9 protein-coding genes, 2 tRNA genes, 3 rRNA genes and 2 pseudogenes are annotated in these 21777 nt (G+C 49.7%); 8 read left to right on the top strand and 8 right to left on the bottom strand.

Annotated features, from left to right (window positions below; translation table 11 throughout):
• Positions 1-120 precede the first annotated feature (120 nt).
• The 5 genes from BMY60_RS10730 to BMY60_RS10710 all read right to left on the bottom strand — a co-directional run bounded on the left by BMY60_RS10730 (position 121) and on the right by BMY60_RS10710 (position 7256).
• A complete protein-coding gene (locus BMY60_RS10730; RefSeq protein WP_143057427.1) occupies positions 121-822 on the bottom strand; it encodes a hypothetical protein in 702 nt (233 codons plus the stop codon).
• A gap of 105 nt (positions 823-927) precedes the next feature.
• Positions 928-1191, bottom strand: a complete 264-nt coding sequence (locus tag BMY60_RS10725) for a hypothetical protein (protein WP_090333546.1) — start codon at positions 1189-1191, stop codon at positions 928-930.
• 118 nt (positions 1192-1309) lie between these two features.
• Complete coding sequence (fumC, locus tag BMY60_RS10720) at positions 1310-2701, bottom strand: class II fumarate hydratase (protein WP_090333544.1); 1392 nt, start codon at positions 2699-2701, stop codon at positions 1310-1312.
• A 416-nt stretch (positions 2702-3117) separates the two neighbouring features.
• A complete protein-coding gene (locus BMY60_RS10715) occupies positions 3118-4332 on the bottom strand; it encodes a ribonucleotide-diphosphate reductase subunit beta (RefSeq protein WP_090333542.1) in 1215 nt (404 codons plus the stop codon).
• Positions 4333-4394: 62 nt separating this feature from the next.
• Positions 4395-7256 carry a ribonucleoside-diphosphate reductase subunit alpha gene (locus BMY60_RS10710; RefSeq protein ID WP_090333540.1) on the bottom strand — a complete coding sequence of 954 codons (2862 nt, stop codon included), beginning with the start codon at positions 7254-7256 and terminating at the stop codon, positions 4395-4397.
• Positions 7257-7633: 377 nt separating this feature from the next.
• On the opposite strand from BMY60_RS10710, the gene BMY60_RS10705 reads away from it, so the two are divergent.
• Positions 7634-11074: an acyl-[ACP]--phospholipid O-acyltransferase gene (locus BMY60_RS10705; protein WP_090333539.1), complete on the top strand. Its 3441-nt coding sequence runs from the start codon at positions 7634-7636 to the stop codon at positions 11072-11074.
• Between the two features lies 1 nt (position 11075).
• Here BMY60_RS10705 and BMY60_RS10700 read toward each other — a convergent pair whose 3' ends face one another.
• Together BMY60_RS10700 and BMY60_RS10695 are read right to left on the bottom strand one after the other, a co-directional pair.
• Positions 11076-12887 (bottom strand): ABCB family ABC transporter ATP-binding protein/permease, encoded by a 1812-nt coding sequence (locus BMY60_RS10700; RefSeq protein ID WP_090333537.1) that lies wholly within the window; start codon positions 12885-12887, stop codon positions 11076-11078.
• A gap of 59 nt (positions 12888-12946) precedes the next feature.
• The gene (locus BMY60_RS10695; RefSeq protein WP_090333536.1) at positions 12947-14230 is read right to left on the bottom strand and encodes an NRAMP family divalent metal transporter; all 1284 of its coding nucleotides are present in this window, start codon (positions 14228-14230) and stop codon (positions 12947-12949) included.
• Between the two features lie 1091 nt (positions 14231-15321).
• Between BMY60_RS10695 and BMY60_RS10685 the strand changes: the two genes are divergently transcribed.
• The 6 genes from BMY60_RS10685 to BMY60_RS15430 all read left to right on the top strand — a co-directional run bounded on the left by BMY60_RS10685 (position 15322) and on the right by BMY60_RS15430 (position 21392).
• A 16S ribosomal RNA gene (locus BMY60_RS10685) occupies positions 15322-16857 on the top strand.
• A gap of 118 nt (positions 16858-16975) precedes the next feature.
• Positions 16976-17052, top strand: a tRNA-Ile gene (locus BMY60_RS10680).
• A 7-nt stretch (positions 17053-17059) separates the two neighbouring features.
• Positions 17060-17135, top strand: a tRNA-Ala gene (locus tag BMY60_RS10675).
• 343 nt (positions 17136-17478) lie between these two features.
• Positions 17479-20413: ribosomal RNA gene (locus tag BMY60_RS10670) — 23S ribosomal RNA — on the top strand.
• Positions 20414-20518: 105 nt separating this feature from the next.
• A 5S ribosomal RNA gene (rrf, locus tag BMY60_RS10665) occupies positions 20519-20631 on the top strand.
• The 16S, 23S and 5S rRNA genes sit together here with 2 tRNA genes alongside, the layout of an rRNA operon.
• A 362-nt stretch (positions 20632-20993) precedes the next feature.
• A complete protein-coding gene (locus BMY60_RS15430) occupies positions 20994-21392 on the top strand; it encodes a hypothetical protein (protein WP_143057426.1) in 399 nt (132 codons plus the stop codon).
• Here BMY60_RS15430 and BMY60_RS10660 read toward each other — a convergent pair.
• Positions 21324-21491 (bottom strand): annotated as a pseudogene (locus BMY60_RS10660) (IS1595 family transposase); the annotation flags it as partial. The gene BMY60_RS15430 and the pseudogene BMY60_RS10660 sit on opposite strands and share 69 nt — an antisense overlap.
• An 83-nt stretch (positions 21492-21574) precedes the next feature.
• Between BMY60_RS10660 and BMY60_RS10655 the strand changes: the two are divergent.
• Positions 21575-21777: pseudogene (locus BMY60_RS10655) on the top strand (transposase); the annotation flags it as partial.

Below are 21777 nucleotides of genomic sequence, written 5' to 3'. Positions count from 1 at the left end.
AATGAATGCTTGACCGGATCAAGGGATTTTAACAAGCGAATATTTGCATCGTTATAGTCCGGTTAACATTGCTGCCGGATAAACGTTGGAGTGCGCAAAGCTTACTCCAACCTACCGTGCTCAAAAATCTAGGAGACGCTTCCTAATATGCTCTAAGTATCCTTCAGGGTCTTTACTCCAAGAAGATTCATAATTATAGTCATTTTTATCTTTTAGATAATCTAGGTATTCATAACGCCACATACTGTTACAAGTACTACTTAGCCCCATTAAAGCTAATAAATGGTCATTGGTCCTTGCTTCAACAAAGGCATATCGTGGTAGTTTAAACTTACCATCTAATTGATCAATTATAGAAAAGTATAGCTTTTCAAGCTTATACCTATCTTTATTATGGGTTTTAAATAAACCTTCTTTCAGCATATGAAGAATTAGAAAATCCGAATATTTGTACGTTACATAAGTATTATTTTTTTCATCAACAGATACATCAATTATTATAACCCCTCCACCCATTCCTTCATGATAAGAAGGGCTATGTAAACGAAAGCCGGGTAATTGTTCTTTTTCTGGGCGATATAAGTTTCTATGAATATTCCAATTATTAGCTTTTTTATCGAATGTGGCTTTTAGTTGAATGGGTATTATGGAAATTCCATCATCAAAAATAATATCAAACCCATCTCGGTCAACTGTTGGGAGGTATACCTTTAAAGGATAGCTCCGTCGCGCTGCTGCTTCCATTAAGTCAAATTGAAGCTTACAGGTAAACATATATTCACGAGTTACTGTATTTTTCTTATCTAAATAAAATTTACTCAACTCCATATTACTTGATTTCTAACTTAAATTAGACAAACTTGAAATTCCATAAGCATCTTCTTCTTAAAATTTCACGGATGAATTCCTAAATCAGAATCACCAAAATCACTCATTCATCACTTTCTTCTCCTTCCACGCATAACACCCCGCCACAACCGCCTTCAGCCAGTCCGCAACCGTCGGCGAATACGGCAGGATTTCGAGTTCGGCGTCGGTTGTTTCCGTTGACTGCGGTTTGAACTGCTGCCGTTTCCAGTCACGCCAGACCTGCCGGGCTTCGTCGGCGCTCTGGCAGGTGCACAGCACGATGCCGTCGGCGGTCATCAGTGTGGCCATTTTGTTGGGCCATTCCTTGATGTAACAAAACATAGATTCTCCTTTGATGTTTTTAGATACAGCGCAAGTGTAGATGTCAATTGTTAAGGTTTTATTACAAATGCATTTTTATTTCCCGGATCGGTTTGTCAATCGTTAATATTCACTTGTTTCAATCCGTTTTGCCAACCATTTTCTGCGGGTCGACCCACGCGTCGAACTGCGTGGCGGTGACATAACCGGTGGCGACTGCGGCGGCTTTGAGCGTGGTGTCCTCGCGGTACGCTTTTTTGGCGATTTCAGCGGCCTTGTCGTAACCGATATGCGGATTCAGCGCGGTGACGAGCATCAGCGAGTTGTGCATCAGCAGATCGATGCGGTCGTGATTGGCTTCGATACCGGCGGCGCAGTGGCCGTTGAAGCTGGTGATACCGTCGGCGAGCAGGCGCACGCTGTGCAGGAAATTATGGATGATCAGCGGCTTCATCACGTTGAGTTCGAAGTTGCCCAGCGCGCCGCCCATGTTGAGCGCAACATCGTTACCCATTACCTGGCAGCACAGCATGGTCATGGCTTCGGACTGAGTCGGGTTGACTTTGCCGGGCATGATCGAGCTGCCGGGTTCGTTTTCGGGAATTTTGAGCTCGCCGATGCCGCAGCGCGGACCGGACGCGAGCCAGCGGACATCGTTGGCGATTTTCATCATCGATGCGGCTAGTGTTTTCAGCGCGCCGTGCGCATGCACCAGCGCGTCGTTGCTGGCCAGCGCTTCAAACTTGTTCGGCGCGGTGACAAACGGAAGCTGCGTCTGACGGCTGATTTCCGCAGCCACGCGTACGGCAAATTCGGGATGCGCGTTCAGTCCGGTGCCGACGGCGGTGCCGCCGAGCGCAAGCTCATACAAATGGGGCAGGGCGGCTTCGACATGCTTGAGGCCGTGATCGAGTTGCGCGACGTAGCCGGAAAACTCCTGCCCGAGCGTGAGCGGCGTGGCGTCCTGTAAATGCGTTCGGCCGATTTTGACGATACCGGAGAAAGCCGCAACCTTTTGCGCCAGCGTATCGCGCAGCAGCCGAATTGCCGGTATCAGCCGGTGGTATATGCCCTGCGCAGCGGAGACATGCATTGCCGTCGGAAATACGTCATTGGACGACTGGCCTTTGTTGACGTCGTCATTCGGATGGACTTTCCGCGCCATGCCGCGTTCGCCACCGAGCAGTTCCGATGCGCGGTTGGCGAGCACTTCGTTCATATTCATGTTGGTCTGCGTGCCCGATCCCGTCTGCCAGATCACCAGCGGAAATTCGTCGTCATGCTGGCCGCCGATGACTTCATCCGCCGCCTGGATGATCGCCGCAGTGGTCGCCGCATTGAGCAGGCCGAGTTCATGGTTGACGGTGGCGGCGCTTCGCTTGACCTGCGCCAGCGCATGCATCAGCGCCGGCGGCATCTGCTCGCCGGAAATCTTGAAGTTCTCCAGCGAACGCTGCGTCTGCGCACCCCACAGCGCGGTTGTTGGCACCTGTACGACGCCCATGGCGTCACGCTCTTCGCGGTAGTTCATGTTTGTTTACCCTATTTTCGAGCTAGCCTGGATATTGCACCTGTACGCTAGGTTCTGGTCTGTCATTATTATGCCTGTTGGTTTTCATGGATTCTAACGAAAGTATACAGTTTGTAACCACGGATCCACTTGCCGGTTTTTAACTTGCTCTGTCTTGAATTGAACGCACATGCTCCATGTGTCGCAGAATAACTGCGCTTGTGGTCGCGAGCACGCTCAATTCAACACAGTTCAGCGTTTAAATTCCAGCAACTGATGCAATATCCAGGCTAGAAAGTACCTGAGTTATTAGCCGGGCAAGAAAAGTGCAAGGCGGACGGAACGCAGGAAACGAGACATATCATTTAGATAAACACGTTTCTAAGTACCGCCCGACGCAGCAATTCACTTGCGCAGGCAATAAATCAGTGCTTTCGTTAATCCCAGGAAAGCGCGCCGCCGGTCTGGTATTCGATGACCCGCGTCTCAAAGAAATTCTTCTCTTTTTTCAGGTCGATCATTTCCGACATCCACGGGAACGGGTTGTTTGCTTCCGGATACAGTATATCCAGGCCGATCTGCTGGCAGCGGCGGTTGGCGATGTAACGCAGATATTCCTTGAACATCGGCGCGTTCAGGCCGAGTACGCCGCGCGGCATGGTGTCTTCCGCGTAACGGTATTCAAGCGTGACGGCCTTGGCGATCAGTTCCTGGATTTCTTCGCGGAACGCCTTGGTCCAAAGCTGCGGATTTTCCATTTTGATCTGGTTGATGACGTCGATACCGAAATTGCAGTGCATCGATTCATCGCGCAGAATATACTGGTATTGCTCCGCCGAGCCGGTCATTTTGTTTTGCCGCCCCAGCGCCAGAATCTGTGTAAAGCCGACATAGAAGAACATGCCTTCCATGATGCAGGCAAACACGATCAGGCTTTTGAGCAGCTGCTGGTCGGTTTCCAGGGTGCCGGTCTTGAAGTTCGGGTCGGTCAGTGTGTCGATGAACGGGATCAGGAATTCATCCTTGTCGCGGATCGATCCGATTTCATGATACGCATTGAAAATCTCGCCTTCGTTCAGGCCCAGCGATTCGACAATATACTGATACGCGTGGGTATGAATCGCCTCCTCGAACGCCTGGCGCAGCAGATACTGGCGGCATTCCGGGTTGGTGATATGGCGGTAGGTGCCGAGCACGATGTTATTGGCGGCGAGTGAATCGGCGGTGACAAAGAAACCCAGGTTGCGCTTGACAATGCGGCGTTCGTCTTCGGTCAGGCCGCTGGGGTCTTTCCACAATGCGATATCGCGGCTCATGTTGATTTCCTGCGGCATCCAGTGGTTGGCGCAGGCGGCGAGATATTTGTCCCAGGCCCATTTGTATTTGAACGGCACCAGCTGGTTGACATCGGCGCTGCAGTTGATGATGCGCTTGTCTTCAACCTTGACGCGGCGCAATGCGCTGCCTGCAACGGGGTGTTCACCGGCATCGCCTGCATCCGCTGTTATGCCGTCGGCAGTCTTGTGTGCAAGCGATTCCAGCGTTTCGGCGCCGTCTTTGTCTTCAGTGAAACCGGCATATGCGGCGTTCACCGGATTCGTGGAAATCGCAGGTTTCTTGGGCTGGATCGGTTCATCTTCAAATGTCAGCATGTTTTGACTCCTTCGTTAGTTAAATCCGTAGTATTCAGGTGGCTTGGGTTTTCAGTATGCGGTTATTGACAGGATTCGCAGCTTTCGTCGTCAATCGCGCAGTATTTGATTTCAGCCGCCGTCTCAAGGCTGCTGGCGGAAACGCCGCCGTGTGCGGGTACGGCGTTGAGAGAACCCGATTGAACGGTGGATTTCTCAGCGCCGGTCGCGCCCATGGAGCGCAGGTAATAGGTGGTTTTTAAACCGCGCAGCCAGGCCAGTTTGTAGGTTTCATCGAGTTTTTTGCCCGATACGCCCGCGATGTAAATATTGAGTGACTGCGACTGATCGATCCATTTCTGCCGCCGTGCAGCCGCCTCGATGAGCCAGGCCGGGTCCATTTCAAACGCGGTGGCATACTGCGCACGGATGTCGTCCGGAATGCGGTCGATTTTGCTGACGGCGCCATCAAAGTATTTGAGGTCGGCGATCATCACTTCGTCCCACAGGTTGCGTTGTTTCAGTTCATTAACCAGCGATTTGTTGGCGATGGTGAATTCGCCGGACAGGTTCGATTTGACGTACAGATTCTGGTAAGTCGGTTCGATACTCGCGGATACGCCGATGATGTTGGAAATCGTTGCGGTCGGAGCGATTGCCAGACAGTTTGAATTGCGCATACCGTGTTTTTTGATCTGTTTGCGCAGAGCCTCCCAGTCCAGTGTGGTGGTCATGTCCGCTTCGACGTAGCCACCGCGTTCTTCCGCCAGCAGATTCAGCGATTCATGCGGCAGAACGCCTCTGTCCCACAGGCTGCCTTTGTAGCTGTTGTAGCGCCCGCGTTCCTTCGCCAGTTCACTCGACGCCAGGTAAGCTTCATAGGCGACCATTTCCATCGAGCGGTCTGCGAAATCAACGGCTTCAGCCGACGCATACGGAATACCGAGCCGGTGCAGGCAATCCTGAAAACCCATAATGCCGAGACCGACAGGCCGGTGGTGCAGATTGGCGTTTCTGGCTTTGGGCACGGCGTAGAAATTGATGTCAATAACGTTGTCAAGCATGCGCATCGCGGTGCGGATGGTGCGTTTCAATTTGTCTGCATCAAGCTTGCCGTTGTTCAGGTGCGCGACGAGATTGACCGAACCCAGGTTGCAAACGGCAATTTCCCTGTCGTTGGTGTTGAGCGTGATCTCCGTGCACAAATTCGAGCTGTGTACCACGCCGGCATGATTCTGCGGTGAGCGGATATTGCACGGATCCTTGAAGGTGATCCACGGGTGGCCGGTTTCAAACAGCATGCTGAGCATTTTGCGCCAGAGCTGCACGGCCGGAATTTTTTTGAATAATTCCAGTTCGCCGCGTTCTGTTTTTTCTTCATACGTCAGATAGGCTTGTTCGAATGCGCGACCGAATTTCTCATGCAGGTCGGGCACGTCCGAAGGTGAGAACAATGTCCAGTCGCCGCCTTCCATGACGCGTTTCATGAACAGATCCGGAATCCAGGTGGCGGTATTCATATCGTGCGTGCGGCGGCGGTCGTCGCCGGTGTTTTTGCGCAATTCGAGGAATTCTTCGATGTCCAGATGCCAGCATTCCAGATAGGCGCATACCGCGCCTTTGCGCTTGCCACCCTGGTTGACGGCGACAGCGGTATCCGACACCACTTTGAGGAATGGCACGACACCCTGTGATTTGCCGTTGGTACCCTTGATGCGTGCGCCCATGGCGCGCACCGCGGTCCAGTCGTTACCGAGGCCGCCTGCGTATTTGGCCAGCAGGGCGTTTTCCTTGATCGCTTCGTAAATGCCGTCCAGGTCGTCGGATACGGTGGTCAGATAGCACGAAGACAGTTGCGAGCGGCAGGTTCCGGAATTGAACAGCGTTGGCGTCGAACTCATGAAATCAAAGCTGGACAGTACATGATAAAACTCGATGGCACGCGTTTCACGGTCGATTTCATTGAGTGCCAGGCCCATGGCGACCCGCATGAAAAAAAACTGCGGCAGTTCGATGCGTTTTTCGCGGATATGCAGGAAGTAGCGGTCGTACAGTGTTTGCAACCCGAGATAGTCGAACTGCAGGTCGCGGTCGGCCTGCAGCGCATCGGAGAGCTTCGCCATATCGAACTGGGCCAGGCGTTCGTCAAGCAGGCCGGCATCGATGCCTTGTTTGATAAAGGATGGAAAATATTCGGCGTATTGCGACTGCATGGCCTCGTGGGACACTTCTTCGCCGAGAACTTCAGCGCGAATATTATTGAGCAGCAGGCGCGCCGTCACATAACCGTAGGCGGGTTCCTTCTCAATCAGAACGCGCGCCGACATGATTGCGGATTTCCTGACTTCCCCGAGGGTGACGCCGTCATACAGTTCGCGCAAAGTGGCTTTGAGAATCAGGCCGGGATTTACCGCGTCGCCCAGGCCGGCGCAGGAAGACTCGATCAATACAGTCAACCGGTCCAGATCCAGCGGTATCTTGTGTCCTTTGTCGGTTACGTATAGTGTTTCCTGTTGCGCCTTGGCGGCATTTTTTTCTTTCAGGCGGGCGCGTTCACGGGCGCGTTCTTCACGGTACAGTACGTATGCGCGTGCGACATCATGCTCGCCGGAGCGCATCAGCGCAAGTTCAACCTGATCCTGAATGTCCTCAATATGAAAAGTGCCGCTTTCGGGTTTGCGGCGCAGCAGGGCGTTGACAACATCCTGGGTCAGGCGCGTGACAAGTTCGCGTACACGCACCGATGCAGCGCCTTGGCCGCCATCCACGGCGATGAACGCCTTGGTCATGGCGACGGAAATTTTTACCGGTTCAAATGCGACAACCGCGCCGTTACGGCGAATAATCTTGTATTGTGAATAGCGTTGCTGATCGGCATGAATATCTGTGATGACATGGGTTGAGGATACGGGTTGCTGACTAGCGGTTTCTGAGACGAACTGCATTGTTTTCGATTCTCCCTGATTGTGTTGATATGAGATAAACCGTTCTGATTCCAACGCATTATCAAGGCAATGTCAGGCAAATTCTAAAAACCTTCGGTAATGCTGTGAACCACAATATATTGTATCTTGGTATAAAAAATACGTAATGGCTAGTATATACAATTCGAAATCGTTTTGTAAAACTTTTCTTTGCGCATGCATGACCGGACTGTTTAACTCAGCCTGGCCATGCGTTTGCCGGTCAACTTGACAGCCAGAAACCGGTTGCCAGTCAAGGCTGAAAACAGACGGTTGAAAGATGTTTTTGAACGCAGCTGTCAGTACAATGCGCTATGCTTGCCTGCGTGATTGACTGAAGTTGTTTGTGGAGGATTCCGATGCATTCCGATCAATGGCATCTGCTGAAAACCCGGCGTTTTCTGCCGTTGTTTATTTCCCAGTTTCTGGGTGCGTTTAACGACAACATTTTCAAGAATGCGTTGATCATTCTGATCACCTATACTGTGATCGAACAGTCATTGTTCAGCCCGCCGGTTATGATCACGCTGGCCGCCGGTGTCTTTATTCTGCCGTTTTTTCTGTTTTCGGCCATCGCCGGACAGCTTGCGGACAAATATGACAAGGCGCGTCTGGTACGCATCATCAAATTCATAGAGATTGTGCTGATGCTGGGTGCCGCAATGGGGTTTTATCTGCAGCAGACCTGGCTGCTGATGTTGATTCTGTTCTTGATGGGAACACAGTCTGCCTTTTTCGGTCCGCTCAAATACAGCATTTTACCCGACCAGTTGCAGGAAAATGAATTGATTGGCGGCAACGCGCTGATCGACAGCAGCACGTTTATCGCCATTCTGTTGGGTACGATCTGCGGCGGATTGCTGATAATGACGGAAAACGGCGTGCTGATGATTTCGGTGGCCGTAATTGTGGCTGCGGTTCTGGGCCTGGTCAGCAGTCTGTTGATACCCCCCGTCCGGCCTGCGGACGCGACACTGATTATTCAATATAACGTTGTGCGTGAAACACTTGCCATTATTCGGCATGTCCGCCAGCATCCTGTTATTTTCCGCTGTATTCTCGGTATTTCGTGGTTCTGGTTGTTTGGCGCAAGTTTTTTGTCGCAGTTTCCGACTTTTGCCAAAGCGGTGGTCGGCGGCAATGCGCAGGTTGTTACGCTGTTTCTGGCGACGTTTACCATCGGGATCGCCATTGGTTCGCTGCTGTGTAATCGGCTTTTAAAAAGTGAAGTGGCTGCAACCTACGTACCGCTGGGGATTCTGGGCATGACGGTTTTTACCGTGGATATGTACTGGACCAGCCATCAGCTGGTGCGAAGCGATACGGAGGTTTTAATCGGGGCGGCCGTTTTTCTGGAGTCGTTGATGCACTGGCGCATTCTGGTTGATTTGCTGGGTATTGCCGTATGTGGCGGTATATATATCGTACCGCTTTATGCGATTATCCAGGAGCGCGCCGAAAAATCGCATATGTCACGCGTGTTTGCCGCGAATAACATTTTGAACGCGTTATTTATGGTGTTTTCCGCGGCCGGAATCAGCGTGTTGCTGGCGAATGATTTTTCAGTCGCTGAAGTGTTCCTGGTCATTGCCGTCATCAATGCCGTAGTGGCTGTGTATATTGTGACGTTGCTGCCGGCAGCGCCGGTCAAGTCAATGCTGCGCTGGGTTTTTCATCTTTGTTACCAGCTCGAAGTCAAGCGCGCGGAAAGTCTGCGTCATATCAGTAAAAACACGATGATTATTGCCAATCATCTGTCGTATCTCGATGCGGCGCTAATCGCGGCGATTGTTCCTGATCATGTCAGTTTCGTCACAAATAGTACGCATGCCGCCAGACGCCGGTGGCTGCGTCCGTTTTTGTTTCCGGCCGATACCATTACGCTGGATATGTCAAATCCGATGTCGATGCGGTTGCTGATCGACCGGGTGAAGAAAGGGCACAGTATTGTCATTTTTCCGGAAGGGCGGTTGACTGTGACCGGTTCATTGATGGAAGTCTATGAAGGGCTCGCGCTGATCGCCGATAAAGCCGCGGCAACGATAATGCCGATTATGATCTCCGGCGCGCAATACACGCCATTTTCCAAGTTGTACGGCAAGGTTCGGATACAATTGTTTCCAAAAATTACCCTGACCGTGATGCCCCAGGTACAGTTTGACCTGCCGTCCGGACTTCGCGGTAAAAAAAGACGGAAAATGGCCGGAATCAGGTTGTACGATGTCATGTCCGATATGATGTTTCAAAGTCATAACTTGAATCAGACCATGTTTCAGGCGTTGCTCGATGCACGGTCGATATATGGCAACGGTCATCTTATTGCGGAAGACATCGAACGCAAACCGGTTACATACGCGCAGTTGGCTTTGCGCAGTTTTATATTGGGCGCCGTGTTAAAAAAGCTGGTAAACAAACATGAACCCATCGGTATTTTATTGCCAAATATGGTCAGTACGTTGCTGTGTTTTTTTGGTCTGCTGGCGTATGAGCGCGTTCCGGCGATGTTGAATTATTCGACCAGTGAAAGTAATCTGTTTTCGGCCTGCAAAACTGCGGCTGTGCATACGGTGATTACGTCCAAGCGCTTCATCCATGTGGCCAAACTGGGGCATTTGGTAAAAAACCTTGAATCCCGGCAGATAAACATCGTTTATCTGGAGGAACTGGCGAACCGAATTTCCGTTTTCGACAAGATCAGAGGATGGTTTGCAAATCTGATGCCGCGTTTTTCTTGCCGGTTTATGCGCAAGTCTCCCAATGCCGATGCGGCTGCGGTTATTTTGTTTACGTCGGGTTCGGAGGCGGTACCCAAAGGTGTCGTGCTCAGCCATAAGAATATTCTGGCCAACTGCTACCAGGTGGCGTCGCGTATCGATTTTGGTCCGAGCGATATTGCCTTCAATGCCTTGCCGATTTTCCATTCATTCGGCTTGACGGCGGGGACCTGTTTGCCGGTATTGTCGGGTGTCCGTACATTCCTTTATCCGTCTCCACTGCATTACCGTGTCATTCCTGAGCTTGTATGCGATACCAGTGCGACGTTAATGTTCGGAACGGATACATTTCTTTCAGGTTATGCACGTTTTGCACGTGACAGCGATTTTCAGAGTGTGCGCTATGTGTTTGCCGGCGCGGAAAAATTGCGTGAGGAGAATCGCGGGCACTGGGCGGATAAATTCGGCGCGCCCATTTTTGAAGGCTATGGCGCAACCGAAACTGCACCGGTGTTGAGCCTGAATACACCGATGCATAGCAAACCCGGAAGTGTCGGCAGGCTGTTGCCAGGTATGAATTATCGGCTGGAACCTGTTGCCGGTATTCACGATGGCGGCAAGCTGTTGGTTTCAGGCCCCAATATCATGAAAGGATACTATCTGCCAGAACGGCCGGGCGTGCTGCAACCGCCGGAGGATGACTGGTATGACACCGGCGATATTGTATCGGTTGATGAAATGGGTTATCTGACCATAAAGGGGCGCGTCAAACGATTCGCCAAAGTCGGCGGTGAAATGGTGTCGCTAACGGCGGTGGAAGACTATATTAATGAGCTCTGGCCAAACGATAGTCATGCGGCTGTGCATTTACCGGATCCAAAAAAAGGCGAGCAGATCGTGCTGGTGACAACATATATGGAAGCGCAGCGTGAGATGCTCATCAGTTACGCGCAACAGCGAGGTATCCGCGAATTGAGCATTCCGAAAACCATATTGACGATAGACGAAGTACCGTTGCTGGCTACAGGAAAGGTGGATTATGTGGCGTTGCGTGAGTGGGTGGAGTCAAAGATTTATATAGCCTGATTCATGGTTTGTTTGCAGATGACATGGATAATGCATGCTGATCGGCGTCGGTGCCGGCGCTTATGGCATGTTTGCGTTGCTGCAGTGCCCACATGCGGGCGTAGGTCTGATTGGCGGCCATTAATTGTCCGTGTTTGCCGTGCTCAATAATGCGGCCGTTTTCCATCACCAGGATCTGGTCTGCGTCAGCAACAGTGGAAAGGCGGTGCGCAATAATCAATGTAGTGCGGTTTTCGGCGATGCGCTTGAGCTCTGCCTGAATCTGTTTTTCGGAATTGGAATCCAGCGCCGAAGTGGCTTCATCGAAAACCAGAATGGCTGGATTTTTCAGAATGGTGCGCGCGATGGCGACGCGTTGTTTCTCGCCGCCCGAGAGCTTTAAACCGCGTTCACCGACAATCGTGCCGTATTGATCCGGCAGGCTGACGATAAAATCATGAATATGCGCCGATTTGGCTGCTGCGTAAATTTCATCCGGAGAAGCGTCGGGGCGGCCATAGGCGATGTTGTAATAAATGCTGTCGTTAAACAGCACGGTATCTTGTGGGACAATGCCCATGGCGGCACGCAGGCTTTGTTGCGTGACATCGCGGATATCCTGACTGTTGATGCGAATGGATCCTGACTGGACGTCGTAGAATCGAAACAGCAGGCGCGCGAGCGTGGATTTCCCCGATCCGCTGTGCCCGACAACAGCGACAGTCTGACCGGGGCGGATTTCAAAGCTGACGTCAAACAATATCTGGCGGTTGGTGTCATAGCCAAAATTGACATGGTTAAAGTGTATAGCGGGATTGTGCGCGTCCAGTTTCTGGGCATTGGACTTGTCCCGGATTTCCCGGTTTTCATCAAGCAGAGAAAACATGTGTTCCATATCGGCGAGCGCGTGTTTGATTTCCCGATAAACAAATCCCAGAAAATGCAGCGGCATATACAATTGCAACAGATACGTATTGACGAGCACCAGATCGCCAATGGTCATGGTGCCGCGGATGACATGATCGGCTGCAAGGAACATCAGTATGGTGATGCCGACGGCGATAATTGCGCTTTGACCCGAATTAAGCGCCGCCAGTGAAGTCTGGTTGCGGATGGCGGCTTTTTCCCATGTCTGCAGATGTTCATCGTAGCGTTTGCTTTCCCATGACTCGTTGCCGAAGTATTTGACGGTTTCATAATTCAGTAGGCTGTCGATGGCCTGGGTGTTGGCTTTTGAATCCATGATATTCATGGTGCGGCGGAAAATCATGCGCCATTCGGTGACGACCAGCGTCAAGGTGATATACGCTAGCAGCGTGATCAAGATAATCGCAGCGAATGCGATGTCATACTGGCTGATGAGAATCGCTATAACCAGTGCGATTTCCAGTATCGTGGGCAGGATATTGAACAACATGAAATTCAGCAAGAACGAGATACCGCGTGTGCCGCGCTCGATGTCACGGGATACGCCGCCTGTCTGCCGTTCAAGATGAAAGCGCAAGGATAGTGCGTGCAGGTGTGTAAACACCTTGTTGGCAATGCGCCGGATGGCCCGTTGCGTGACTTTGGCGAATACAGCGTCGCGTAATTCACCGAACAGTGTGTTGCCCAGGCGTAGCAGACCGTATCCAAGCAATAAAAAAACCGGCAGCGTTAACATGGCTTGAGGCTGATTCAAAGTGTCGACAATTTCCTTTAACACCAGAGGCACTGAAACATTGGCCAGTTTTGCCAGTACCAACAGGCTTAAGGCAAGAACGACCCGCGTTTTGAATTCCCACAAATAAGGCAGCAGGGTGAGTATGGTTTTCAAATTATTATTGGTAGTCAACGTGTTCTAGGGGTGTCATCATGTGCTATGTGCAATTTGTTGAAATGATGACAAGGCCATTACATGAGCCATAAATAACCTATGGAGCAACCGAGCAACGCTGTCAGTCCCGTTATGCACCAGGCCAGCATCAGTTTTCCAGGCCGGTACGGTTCTGGAATCGACTTGTCGAACATTGCCAGTGTGTTGAGTGCCGCCAAAACAGGCGCGGCCACGAATGCAATAACCGTCGCTGCTTTGACCATGTCGCTCATCGACGGCATAAAAAAGAACAGCAGGAAAAGGGTTCCGGCAATGGTAATCAACAGCCAGATGATATAAATGGATTTGTTCTTACGGTGCTGGAATCTGTGTGGCGATATGAGTTCCAGTGACATGCTGATGGTGCGCGGAAATGCGTCGAGCAACGTCAGTGTGGTGCTGAACATGGTGGTTAATGCGGCAATTGCGACTATCGGGTAGGTCCAATCGCCCAGTGCCTGTTTGTACATATCCAGCAATTGCTCTGCAAAAGCCGCGCCGCCGGGTGCAAACTCAACACCGCTTCCGTACATGACCAGTGCGCCAAGTGTCAGAAAACACATCGCCAAAAATGCGGTTCCGATAAATCCCACACGAAAGTCGAAAAGCGCCTCTTTCATGCCGGTTACCTTGCCTTCATTTTCATTTTTGCTTTCCGACCAGACAGAATGCCAAACAGAAATTTCAACAGGTGCCGGCATCCAGCCAAGAAATGCGGCCAGGAACAGCAGGTGTGCGGCGTCTGTCATAGCGAAATGCGTAACACCATTTGAATAGTGCCCTGGATTATCAAATAACAGTGCGACAACGGCGGTAATGGATGTTATTGACAGTATCAGTATGATAATTTTGATTAGTCTGTCCAGTAATACATAGCGTCCGCTGGCCAGTAAGATAAAGCATAGGATCAGTATCAGGCTGCTGATAATTGCGGCGACCAATTGAGGCGTGTGTCCGCCCAGTTCCTCAAGTCCGAAAATGTGCGTAAACAACCCTGCGGTAACAACCGTAACCGCCGCCTGAACGATGAACATGGTTGCAACCGTCATCAACAGATATACCCACACCGCCCAGCTTCCCAGTTTTTGATAGCCGTGCAAAATATTTTTGCCAGTGGCGGCGGTGTAACGGGGACCAAATTCAAAAAATGGATATTTAATTGCATGAACAATAACGATGGCAATCAGCAGATCAAACCCGAACATGCTGCCGGCACGTGTTGATTGCACCAAATGTGAAACGCCGATGGCCGCGCCTGCATACAACAGCCCGGGTCCCAGTTTTGTAAGAAAGCCATTTATCAGATTTTTGTGAATGGTCATCGTGATGATTATATTTTGAATTCTATGGATTTATAGATAAGTCTCAAATTGTGCTGCACGGAATTTCCCGATACTCGGTTTAAGTATGTTGAAATTAATGGTAAGGTAGCTTGCGTGTGGATTTTATTGCATTCTGGTGAAAATAGCATTTTGTACTTGGTGACCGTTGTAGAAATAACCTGTCATCACAAAGATGAGATCAAACAAGTCGTGAGAATCTCGTCAGCAGTCGCTACCAACTACCTGTATCCGACTATTGCTATTACATTGCTTGTGCGTAACAAGAATGCACATCTTGTTTGTTCCAATACGTAGTATGCAGTATTTGACGATTGTAGATGCAAAAGAAATTGTGCTTATAGATGATGATCGCCGATGCTGGATAGAGTTAAACATGGCAGAATTTTCAACAATAGGAAAGGCGGCTTCGATCAGCCGATTGTGATTGTTTATGCCGCTATTTTTTGTCGTGAAAATTTAATTGAAACAATGAGGCTCACTATATAGTGATAATGAGTTTTCGCTGCCATTGCGAAGAATATTAATAAATAAAATGCCGCCAAAGGGTTCGGCGCATATTATTCAAGACTCTAATCATGTTCGGAGGCATTGGATAAGATGATCGGTTTTTGGTGATTGCGTGTTTTCAGAAGAAGAGAGATTGTAGTAGATAAATTGTATGCGGTATGATGTTGTATATTATATTTTCTTGTCTGTTAAGTATGAAAATATTGCGAGTAAGTAGTGAAGTTGTGTTTGTTGTGTGTAGTATTTCAGAGAAAAGGTGTTGACCAATTTTGTGACTCATGTATAATCTCGCTTCTTCGCTGCTGACGTGAAAAGACGTTAGGCAGCAATGGCAAGTATTTAACTTGCCGCATGCTCTTTAAAAAACAACAATCGATAGGTGTGAGTACTTGGCTTGAATTAGAAAAGTATTTTTTCCGGCAAAGCGACAAACATATTGTTTTGTCGGAAAAACTGAAACAAGTAATAAGTACTCCGCAAGATGAAATTACATTGCGGCAAGTGTTCATTAATTTGAGGTTTGCCGCAAGCACATAAACGTCAAGCGAAGTTTTAGCAGAATTGAACTGAAGAGTTTGATCCTGGCTCAGATTGAACGCTGGCGGCATGCTTTACACATGCAAGTCGAACGGCAGCACGGGTGCTTGCACCTGGTGGCGAGTGGCGGACGGGTGAGTAATGCATCGGAACGTGTCCAGGAGTGGGGGATAACGCATCGAAAGATGTGCTAATACCGCATATTCTCCGAGGAGAAAAGCAGGGGATCGTAAGACCTTGCGCTTCTGGAGCGGCCGATGCCTGATTAGCTAGTTGGTGGGGTAAAAGCCTACCAAGGCTACGATCAGTAGTTGGTCTGAGAGGACGACCAGCCACACTGGGACTGAGACACGGCCCAGACTCCTACGGGAGGCAGCAGTGGGGAATTTTGGACAATGGGCGCAAGCCTGATCCAGCAATGCCGCGTGAGTGAAGAAGGCCTTCGGGTTGTAAAGCTCTTTCAGTCGAGAAGAAAAGATTGTGATGAATAATCGCAATTCATGACGGTATCGACAGAAGAAGCACCGGCTAACTACGTGCCAGCAGCCGCGGTAATACGTAGGGTGCAAGCGTTAATCGGAATTACTGGGCGTAAAGGGTGCGCAGGCGGCTTTGTAAGTCAGATGTGAAATCCCCGGGCTTAACCTGGGAATTGCGTTTGAAACTACAAAGCTAGAGTGTAACAGAGGGGAGTGGAATTCCATGTGTAGCAGTGAAATGCGTAGAGATATGGAAGAACATCGATGGCGAAGGCAGCTCCCTGGGTTAACACTGACGCTCATGCACGAAAGCGTGGGGAGCAAACAGGATTAGATACCCTGGTAGTCCACGCCCTAAACGATGTCAACTAGTTGTTGGGCCTTACTAGGCTTAGTAACGTAGCTAACGCGTGAAGTTGACCGCCTGGGGAGTACGGTCGCAAGATTAAAACTCAAAGGAATTGACGGGGACCCGCACAAGCGGTGGATTATGTGGATTAATTCGATGCAACGCGAAAAACCTTACCTACCCTTGACATGTAGCGAATTTTCTAGAGATAGATTAGTGCCTTCGGGAACGCTAACACAGGTGCTGCATGGCTGTCGTCAGCTCGTGTCGTGAGATGTTGGGTTAAGTCCCGCAACGAGCGCAACCCTTGTCATTAATTGCCATCATTTAGTTGGGCACTTTAATGAGACTGCCGGTGACAAACCGGAGGAAGGTGGGGATGACGTCAAGTCCTCATGGCCCTTATGGGTAGGGCTTCACACGTAATACAATGGCGCGTACAGAGGGTTGCCAACCCGCAAGGGGGAGCTAATCTCAGAAAGCGCGTCGTAGTCCGGATCGGAGTCTGCAACTCGACTCCGTGAAGTCGGAATCGCTAGTAATCGCGGATCAGCATGTCGCGGTGAATACGTTCCCGGGTCTTGTACACACCGCCCGTCACACCATGGGAGTGGGTTTCACCAGAAGCAGATAGTCTAACCGCAAGGAGGGCGTTTGCCACGGTGAGATTCATGACTGGGGTGAAGTCGTAACAAGGTAGCCGTAGGGGAACCTGCGGCTGGATCACCTCCTTTCTAGAGTAAAGCAAGTTGAGTGCTCACAACCTATCGATTGTTAATATTAGACAGAGCTAAGAACCGGTAATCAGAACCTAACTAGTAACTCGATTAAAGATGGCGCTTAGACTCAGAAGGGTCTGTAGCTCAGTTGGTTAGAGCACACGCTTGATAAGCGTGGGGTCGGTGGTTCAAGTCCACCCAGACCCACCAACAAAATGGGGGTGTAGCTCAGCTGGGAGAGCACCTGCTTTGCAAGCAGGGGGTCATCGGTTCGATCCCGTTCACCTCCACCAAATGCTTTCATGCTGTTGAGGTGTTAGGATGGTTTGTTTCGGTTCTAGAGTTGGTCTAGATGGTGACAATGATTTCTGTCTTGGAGTATTGTTCTTTAAAAATTTGAAAAGTAGTATTATTTATTTGGTTACAATGAGTTAAATGTTTATTTATTTTCTTAATGGCTGGTTTTTTTACAGCTAAGAAAAATATCTAGGCAGTATATTGTAAATACTAAATGAATAAGGGTTAGATTGTATCAATAATATTGCAAATTAGAATTCCAATATTGCATCAGCTATAACTGAAAATTTGACTTCAGTATTATTTTTAATACATTTTATGAAAGTTTTAAAGTTATAGGATCAAGTGAATAAGTGCATGTGGTGGATGCCTTGGCGATTACAGGCGATGAAGGACGTGGAAGCCTGCGAAAAGCTTCGGGGAGCTGGCAAACAAGCTGTGATCCGGAGATGTCCGAATGGGGAAACCCGATCCTTGCTTAATCGGTTTTTATTTAAGAATTGATTAAGCAAGGATCAGCCTTAACTGAATATATAGGTTAAGTGCGGCGAACCTGGTGAACTGAAACATCTAAGTAACCAGAGGAAAAGAAATCAACCGAGATTCCCAGAGTAGTGGCGAGCGAAATGGGAGGAGCCATCAATATTTAGCGTTTAAACTAGTCGAATTTCCTGGAAAGTTAAACCATAGTAGGTGATAGTCCTGTAGATGAAAGTTTAAATGTGGAACTAGGATTGAGAAAAGTAGGGCGGGACACGTGGAATCCTGTCTGAAGATGGGGGGACCATCCTCCAAGGCTAAATACTCGTAATCGACCGATAGTGAACAAGTACCGTGAGGGAAAGGTGAAAAGAACCCCGGAAGGGGAGTGAAATAGATCCTGAAACCGCATGCATACAAACAGTGGGAGCCTGGCATACTTTGTATGCCGGGTAACTGCGTACCTTTTGTATAATGGGTCAGCGACTTACATTCAGTAGCAAGCTTAACCGAATAGGGGAGGCGCAGCGAAAGCGAGTCTTAATAGGGCGTATAGTTGCTGGGTGTAGACCCGAAACCAGATGATCTACTCATGGCCAGGATGAAGCGAGGGTAACACCTCGTGGAGGTCCGAACCCACTAATGTTGAAAAATTAGGGGATGAGCTGTGGGTAGGGGTGAAAGGCTAAACAAATCTGGAAATAGCTGGTTCTCTCCGAAAACTATTTAGGTAGTGCCTCACGTATCACCTTTGGGGGTAGAGCACTGTTATGGCTAGGGGGTCATTGAGACTTACCAAACCATTGCAAACTCCGAATACCAAAGAGTGTAAGCGTGGGAGACAGACATCGGGTGCTAACGTCCGGTGTCAAAAGGGAAACAACCCAGACCCTCAGCTAAGGTCCCCAAGACACAGTTAAGTGGGAAACGAAGTGGGAAGGCACAGACAGTCAGGAGGTTGGCTTAGAAGCAGCCACCCTTTAAAGAAAGCGTAATAGCTCACTGATCGAGTCGTCCTGCGCGGAAGATGTAACGGGGCTTAAACTGTGCACCGAAGCTAGGGATTTACATTTTTTATGTAAATGGTAGGAGAGCGTTCCGTAAGCCTGCGAAGGTGGCTTGTAAAGGCTGCTGGAGGTATCGGAAGTGCGAATGCTGACATGAGTAGCGATAAAGGGAGTGAAAGGCTCCCTCGCCGAAAACCCGAGGTTTCCTGTGCAACGTTCATCGGCGCAGGGTGAGTCGGCCCCTAAGGTGAGGCAGAAATGCGTAGCTGATGGGAAACTGGTTAAAATTCCAGTACCTTTATTCAATGCGATGTGGGGACGGAGAAGGTTAACTCAGCCGGGTGTTGGAAGTCCCGGTTCAAGCGTGTAGACATGCTGCCTAGGCAAATCCGGGTGGCTAAGTTGAGACGTGATAACGCAACACTCTTCGGAGTGCCAAGTGAGCCATACCATGCTTCCAGGAAAAGCCGCTAAGCTTCAGTTGAATAAGGACCGTACCGTAAACCGACACAGGTGGGTGGGATGAGAATTCTAAGGCGCTTGAGAGAACTCAGGAGAAGGAACTCGGCAAAATAGCACCGTAACTTCGGGAGAAGGTGTGCCCCTTGTACGTATAACACTTCGCGTGTGAAGCGGAACGGGGTTGCAATAACTAGGTGGCTGCGACTGTTTATTAAAAACATAGCACTCTGCAAACACGAAAGTGGACGTATAGAGTGTGACGCCTGCCCGGTGCCGGAAGGTTAAATGATGGGGTGCAAGCTCTTGATTGAAGCCCCGGTAAACGGCGGCCGTAACTATAACGGTCCTAAGGTAGCGAAATTCCTTGTCGGGTAAGTTCCGACCTGCACGAATGGCGTAACGATGGCCACACTGTCTCCTCCTGGGACTCAGCGAAGTTGAAATGTTTGTGAAGATGCAATCTCCCCGCGGCTAGACGGAAAGACCCCGTGCACCTTTACTGTAGCTTTACATTGGACTTTGATAACATTTGTGTAGGATAGGTGGGAGGCTTTGAAGTGGGTTCGCCAGAACTCATGGAGCCATCCTTGAAATACCACCCTGATGTTGTTGGGGTTCTAACCTAGATCCATTATCTGGATTGGGGACCGTGTATGGTAGGCAGTTTGACTGGGGCGGTCTCCTCCCAAAGTGTAACGGAGGAGTACGAAGGTACGCTAGGTACGGTCGGAAATCGTGCTGATAGTGCAATGGCAAAAGCGTGCTTGACTGCGAGACTGACAAGTCGAGCAGATGCGAAAGCAGGTCATAGTGATCCGGTGGTTCTGTATGGAAGGGCCATCGCTCAACGGATAAAAGGTACGCCGGGGATAACAGGCTGATTCCTCCCAAGAGTTCATATCGACGGGGGAGTTTGGCACCTCGATGTCGGCTCATCACATCCTGGGGCTGTAGCCGGTCCCAAGGGTATGGCTGTTCGCCATTTAAAGTGGTACGTGAGCTGGGTTTAAAACGTCGTGAGACAGTTTGGTCCCTATCTGCCGTGGGCGTTGGAAGTTTGAGTGGACCTGCTCCTAGTACGAGAGGACCGGAGTGGACGCACCTCTGGTGTACCGGTTATGACGCCAGTCGTATTGCCGGGTAGCTAAGTGCGGAAGAGATAACCGCTGAAAGCATCTAAGCGGGAAACTCCCCACAAGATAAGACTTCCCGAGGATATAATCCTCCTAAAGGTTCGTTGAAGACTACAACGTTGATAGGTCGGATGTGGAAGCGTAGTAATACGTTAAGCTAACCGATACTAATTGACCGTGAGGCTTGATCCTATAATTTTAAAGCTTTTGTAAATCGAATTTAAAATTTGCAAAAAAGAATAATCTAACTGATACTTTTCAAATTAAAATAATTAAGTAAGCGAATATACAGTTTCGCTTGGTGGCCATAGCACTTTGGAACCACATCTTCCCATCCCGAACAGAATCGTGAAACGAAGTTGCGCCGATGATAGTGTGCATACGCATGTGAAAGTAGGTTACTGCCAAGCATATATAAACAAGAACCCCTCTTTTTTTGAGGGGTTTTTTTTTTGGCGCGCCCGGCGGGGCGCACTTACTTGGAGGTGGAAGTCCTCTACTCGCCCGGCAAGGGTGTCGTGGGTGACTGCGAATCTGGAGGAAGCCGAGGGCAAAGCGCTGGCCTGACGAACAAGAAGCGGATATGAGGCGGCACGGCGGGGTAAGGCGGCCATTATCGTCGAAGTCCGTGTTAGACGACAATTAACCTGTCCGGTCAGGCGACAATTATCTTGACCGGTTGAGTGTGGGCGCCAGAATAAGTTCTTACCTATTGGATAGGAGAAAGGACTTGCCTGGGAAACATATCACACAGAAACAGGAAGCTATTTATATGAAAAGTCGTCAAACAGGACATACGCAGGAAATTTCGGCAGCGAAATCCGGAATCAGCATATGCAGTGGTCGGCGTATTGAAGGAAACGAGCGGCCGGAGAATAAGCAGCGCAACTGGCGTACACGTTGCGATCCTTTTGAAGCAGTTTGGGAAACAACGCTGGTTCCATTGCTGGCTAATGAGCCCGGGCTGACCGGCACCACGTTGTGGGAATATCTTGAAGACCTGTATCCTGGACAATACCCTGAGAGACACCTCAGAACCCTGCAACGCCGCGTCAAGCATTGGCGTGCAACACAGGGGCCGGCAAAAGAAGTGATGTTTCGATGTTTTTCCCTCGGCGCCCCGGCCGCGCTTTCCCCCAGTATGACGCCCTCCAATCAACGCATCGTCTAGTTCAATCAATTCATGTAATCGATATATGCTATCCCGGTGTCCCATGGCAATGCGAATTTTTCGCAGCATTCTGCTGGCGGTTATCCAGGATACGTTTATCCTATTTTCCTCAGTTAGACCTACAAAAATTGGCTTAAACGTAGTACTGTTGGAGCTTTCGGGTTAAAGAGAGGAGTCACCCAATGGGTGAAATCGAATTTGAGCAAAGCAAGCTTGTAAAAGCAGTGGAGATAGCGGTTCAGGAGATGGATCAGAGTACTCGGGAATTGTGTTTATCAACACCTGGTGGCCGATTTCATGTACGTTGGGATGAAGGTGGCAGTGCAACGGCTATGGGTCAACTGGCATTTTTTGCCGAATTTCTGGAGGTTTCTGGTTTATTTTC

The organism is Nitrosomonas sp. Nm51 (genome assembly GCF_900111165.1).
Classification (GTDB): Bacteria; Pseudomonadota; Gammaproteobacteria; order Burkholderiales; family Nitrosomonadaceae; genus Nitrosomonas.
Note: the sequence above shows the minus strand (reverse complement) of the source record. Positions and strands in the feature narration are given on the sequence as shown.

Bases quoted from the DNA above. Each gene is read 5' to 3' on its own strand.
- BMY60_RS10725 (WP_090333546.1), bottom strand. From the start codon at position 1,191: ATGTTTTGTTACATCAAGGAATGGCCCAACAAAATGGCCACACTGATG.
- fumC (WP_090333544.1), bottom strand. From the start codon at position 2,701: ATGAACTACCGCGAAGAGCGTGACGCCATGGGCGTCGTACAGGTGCCA.
- BMY60_RS10715 (WP_090333542.1), bottom strand. From the start codon at position 4,332: ATGCTGACATTTGAAGATGAACCGATCCAGCCCAAGAAACCTGCGATT.
- BMY60_RS10710 (WP_090333540.1), bottom strand. From the start codon at position 7,256: ATGCAGTTCGTCTCAGAAACCGCTAGTCAGCAACCCGTATCCTCAACC.
- BMY60_RS10705 (WP_090333539.1), top strand. From the start codon at position 7,634: ATGCATTCCGATCAATGGCATCTGCTGAAAACCCGGCGTTTTCTGCCG.
- BMY60_RS10695 (WP_090333536.1), bottom strand. From the start codon at position 14,230: ATGACCATTCACAAAAATCTGATAAATGGCTTTCTTACAAAACTGGGA.
- BMY60_RS15430 (WP_143057426.1), top strand. From the start codon at position 20,994: ATGAAAAGTCGTCAAACAGGACATACGCAGGAAATTTCGGCAGCGAAA.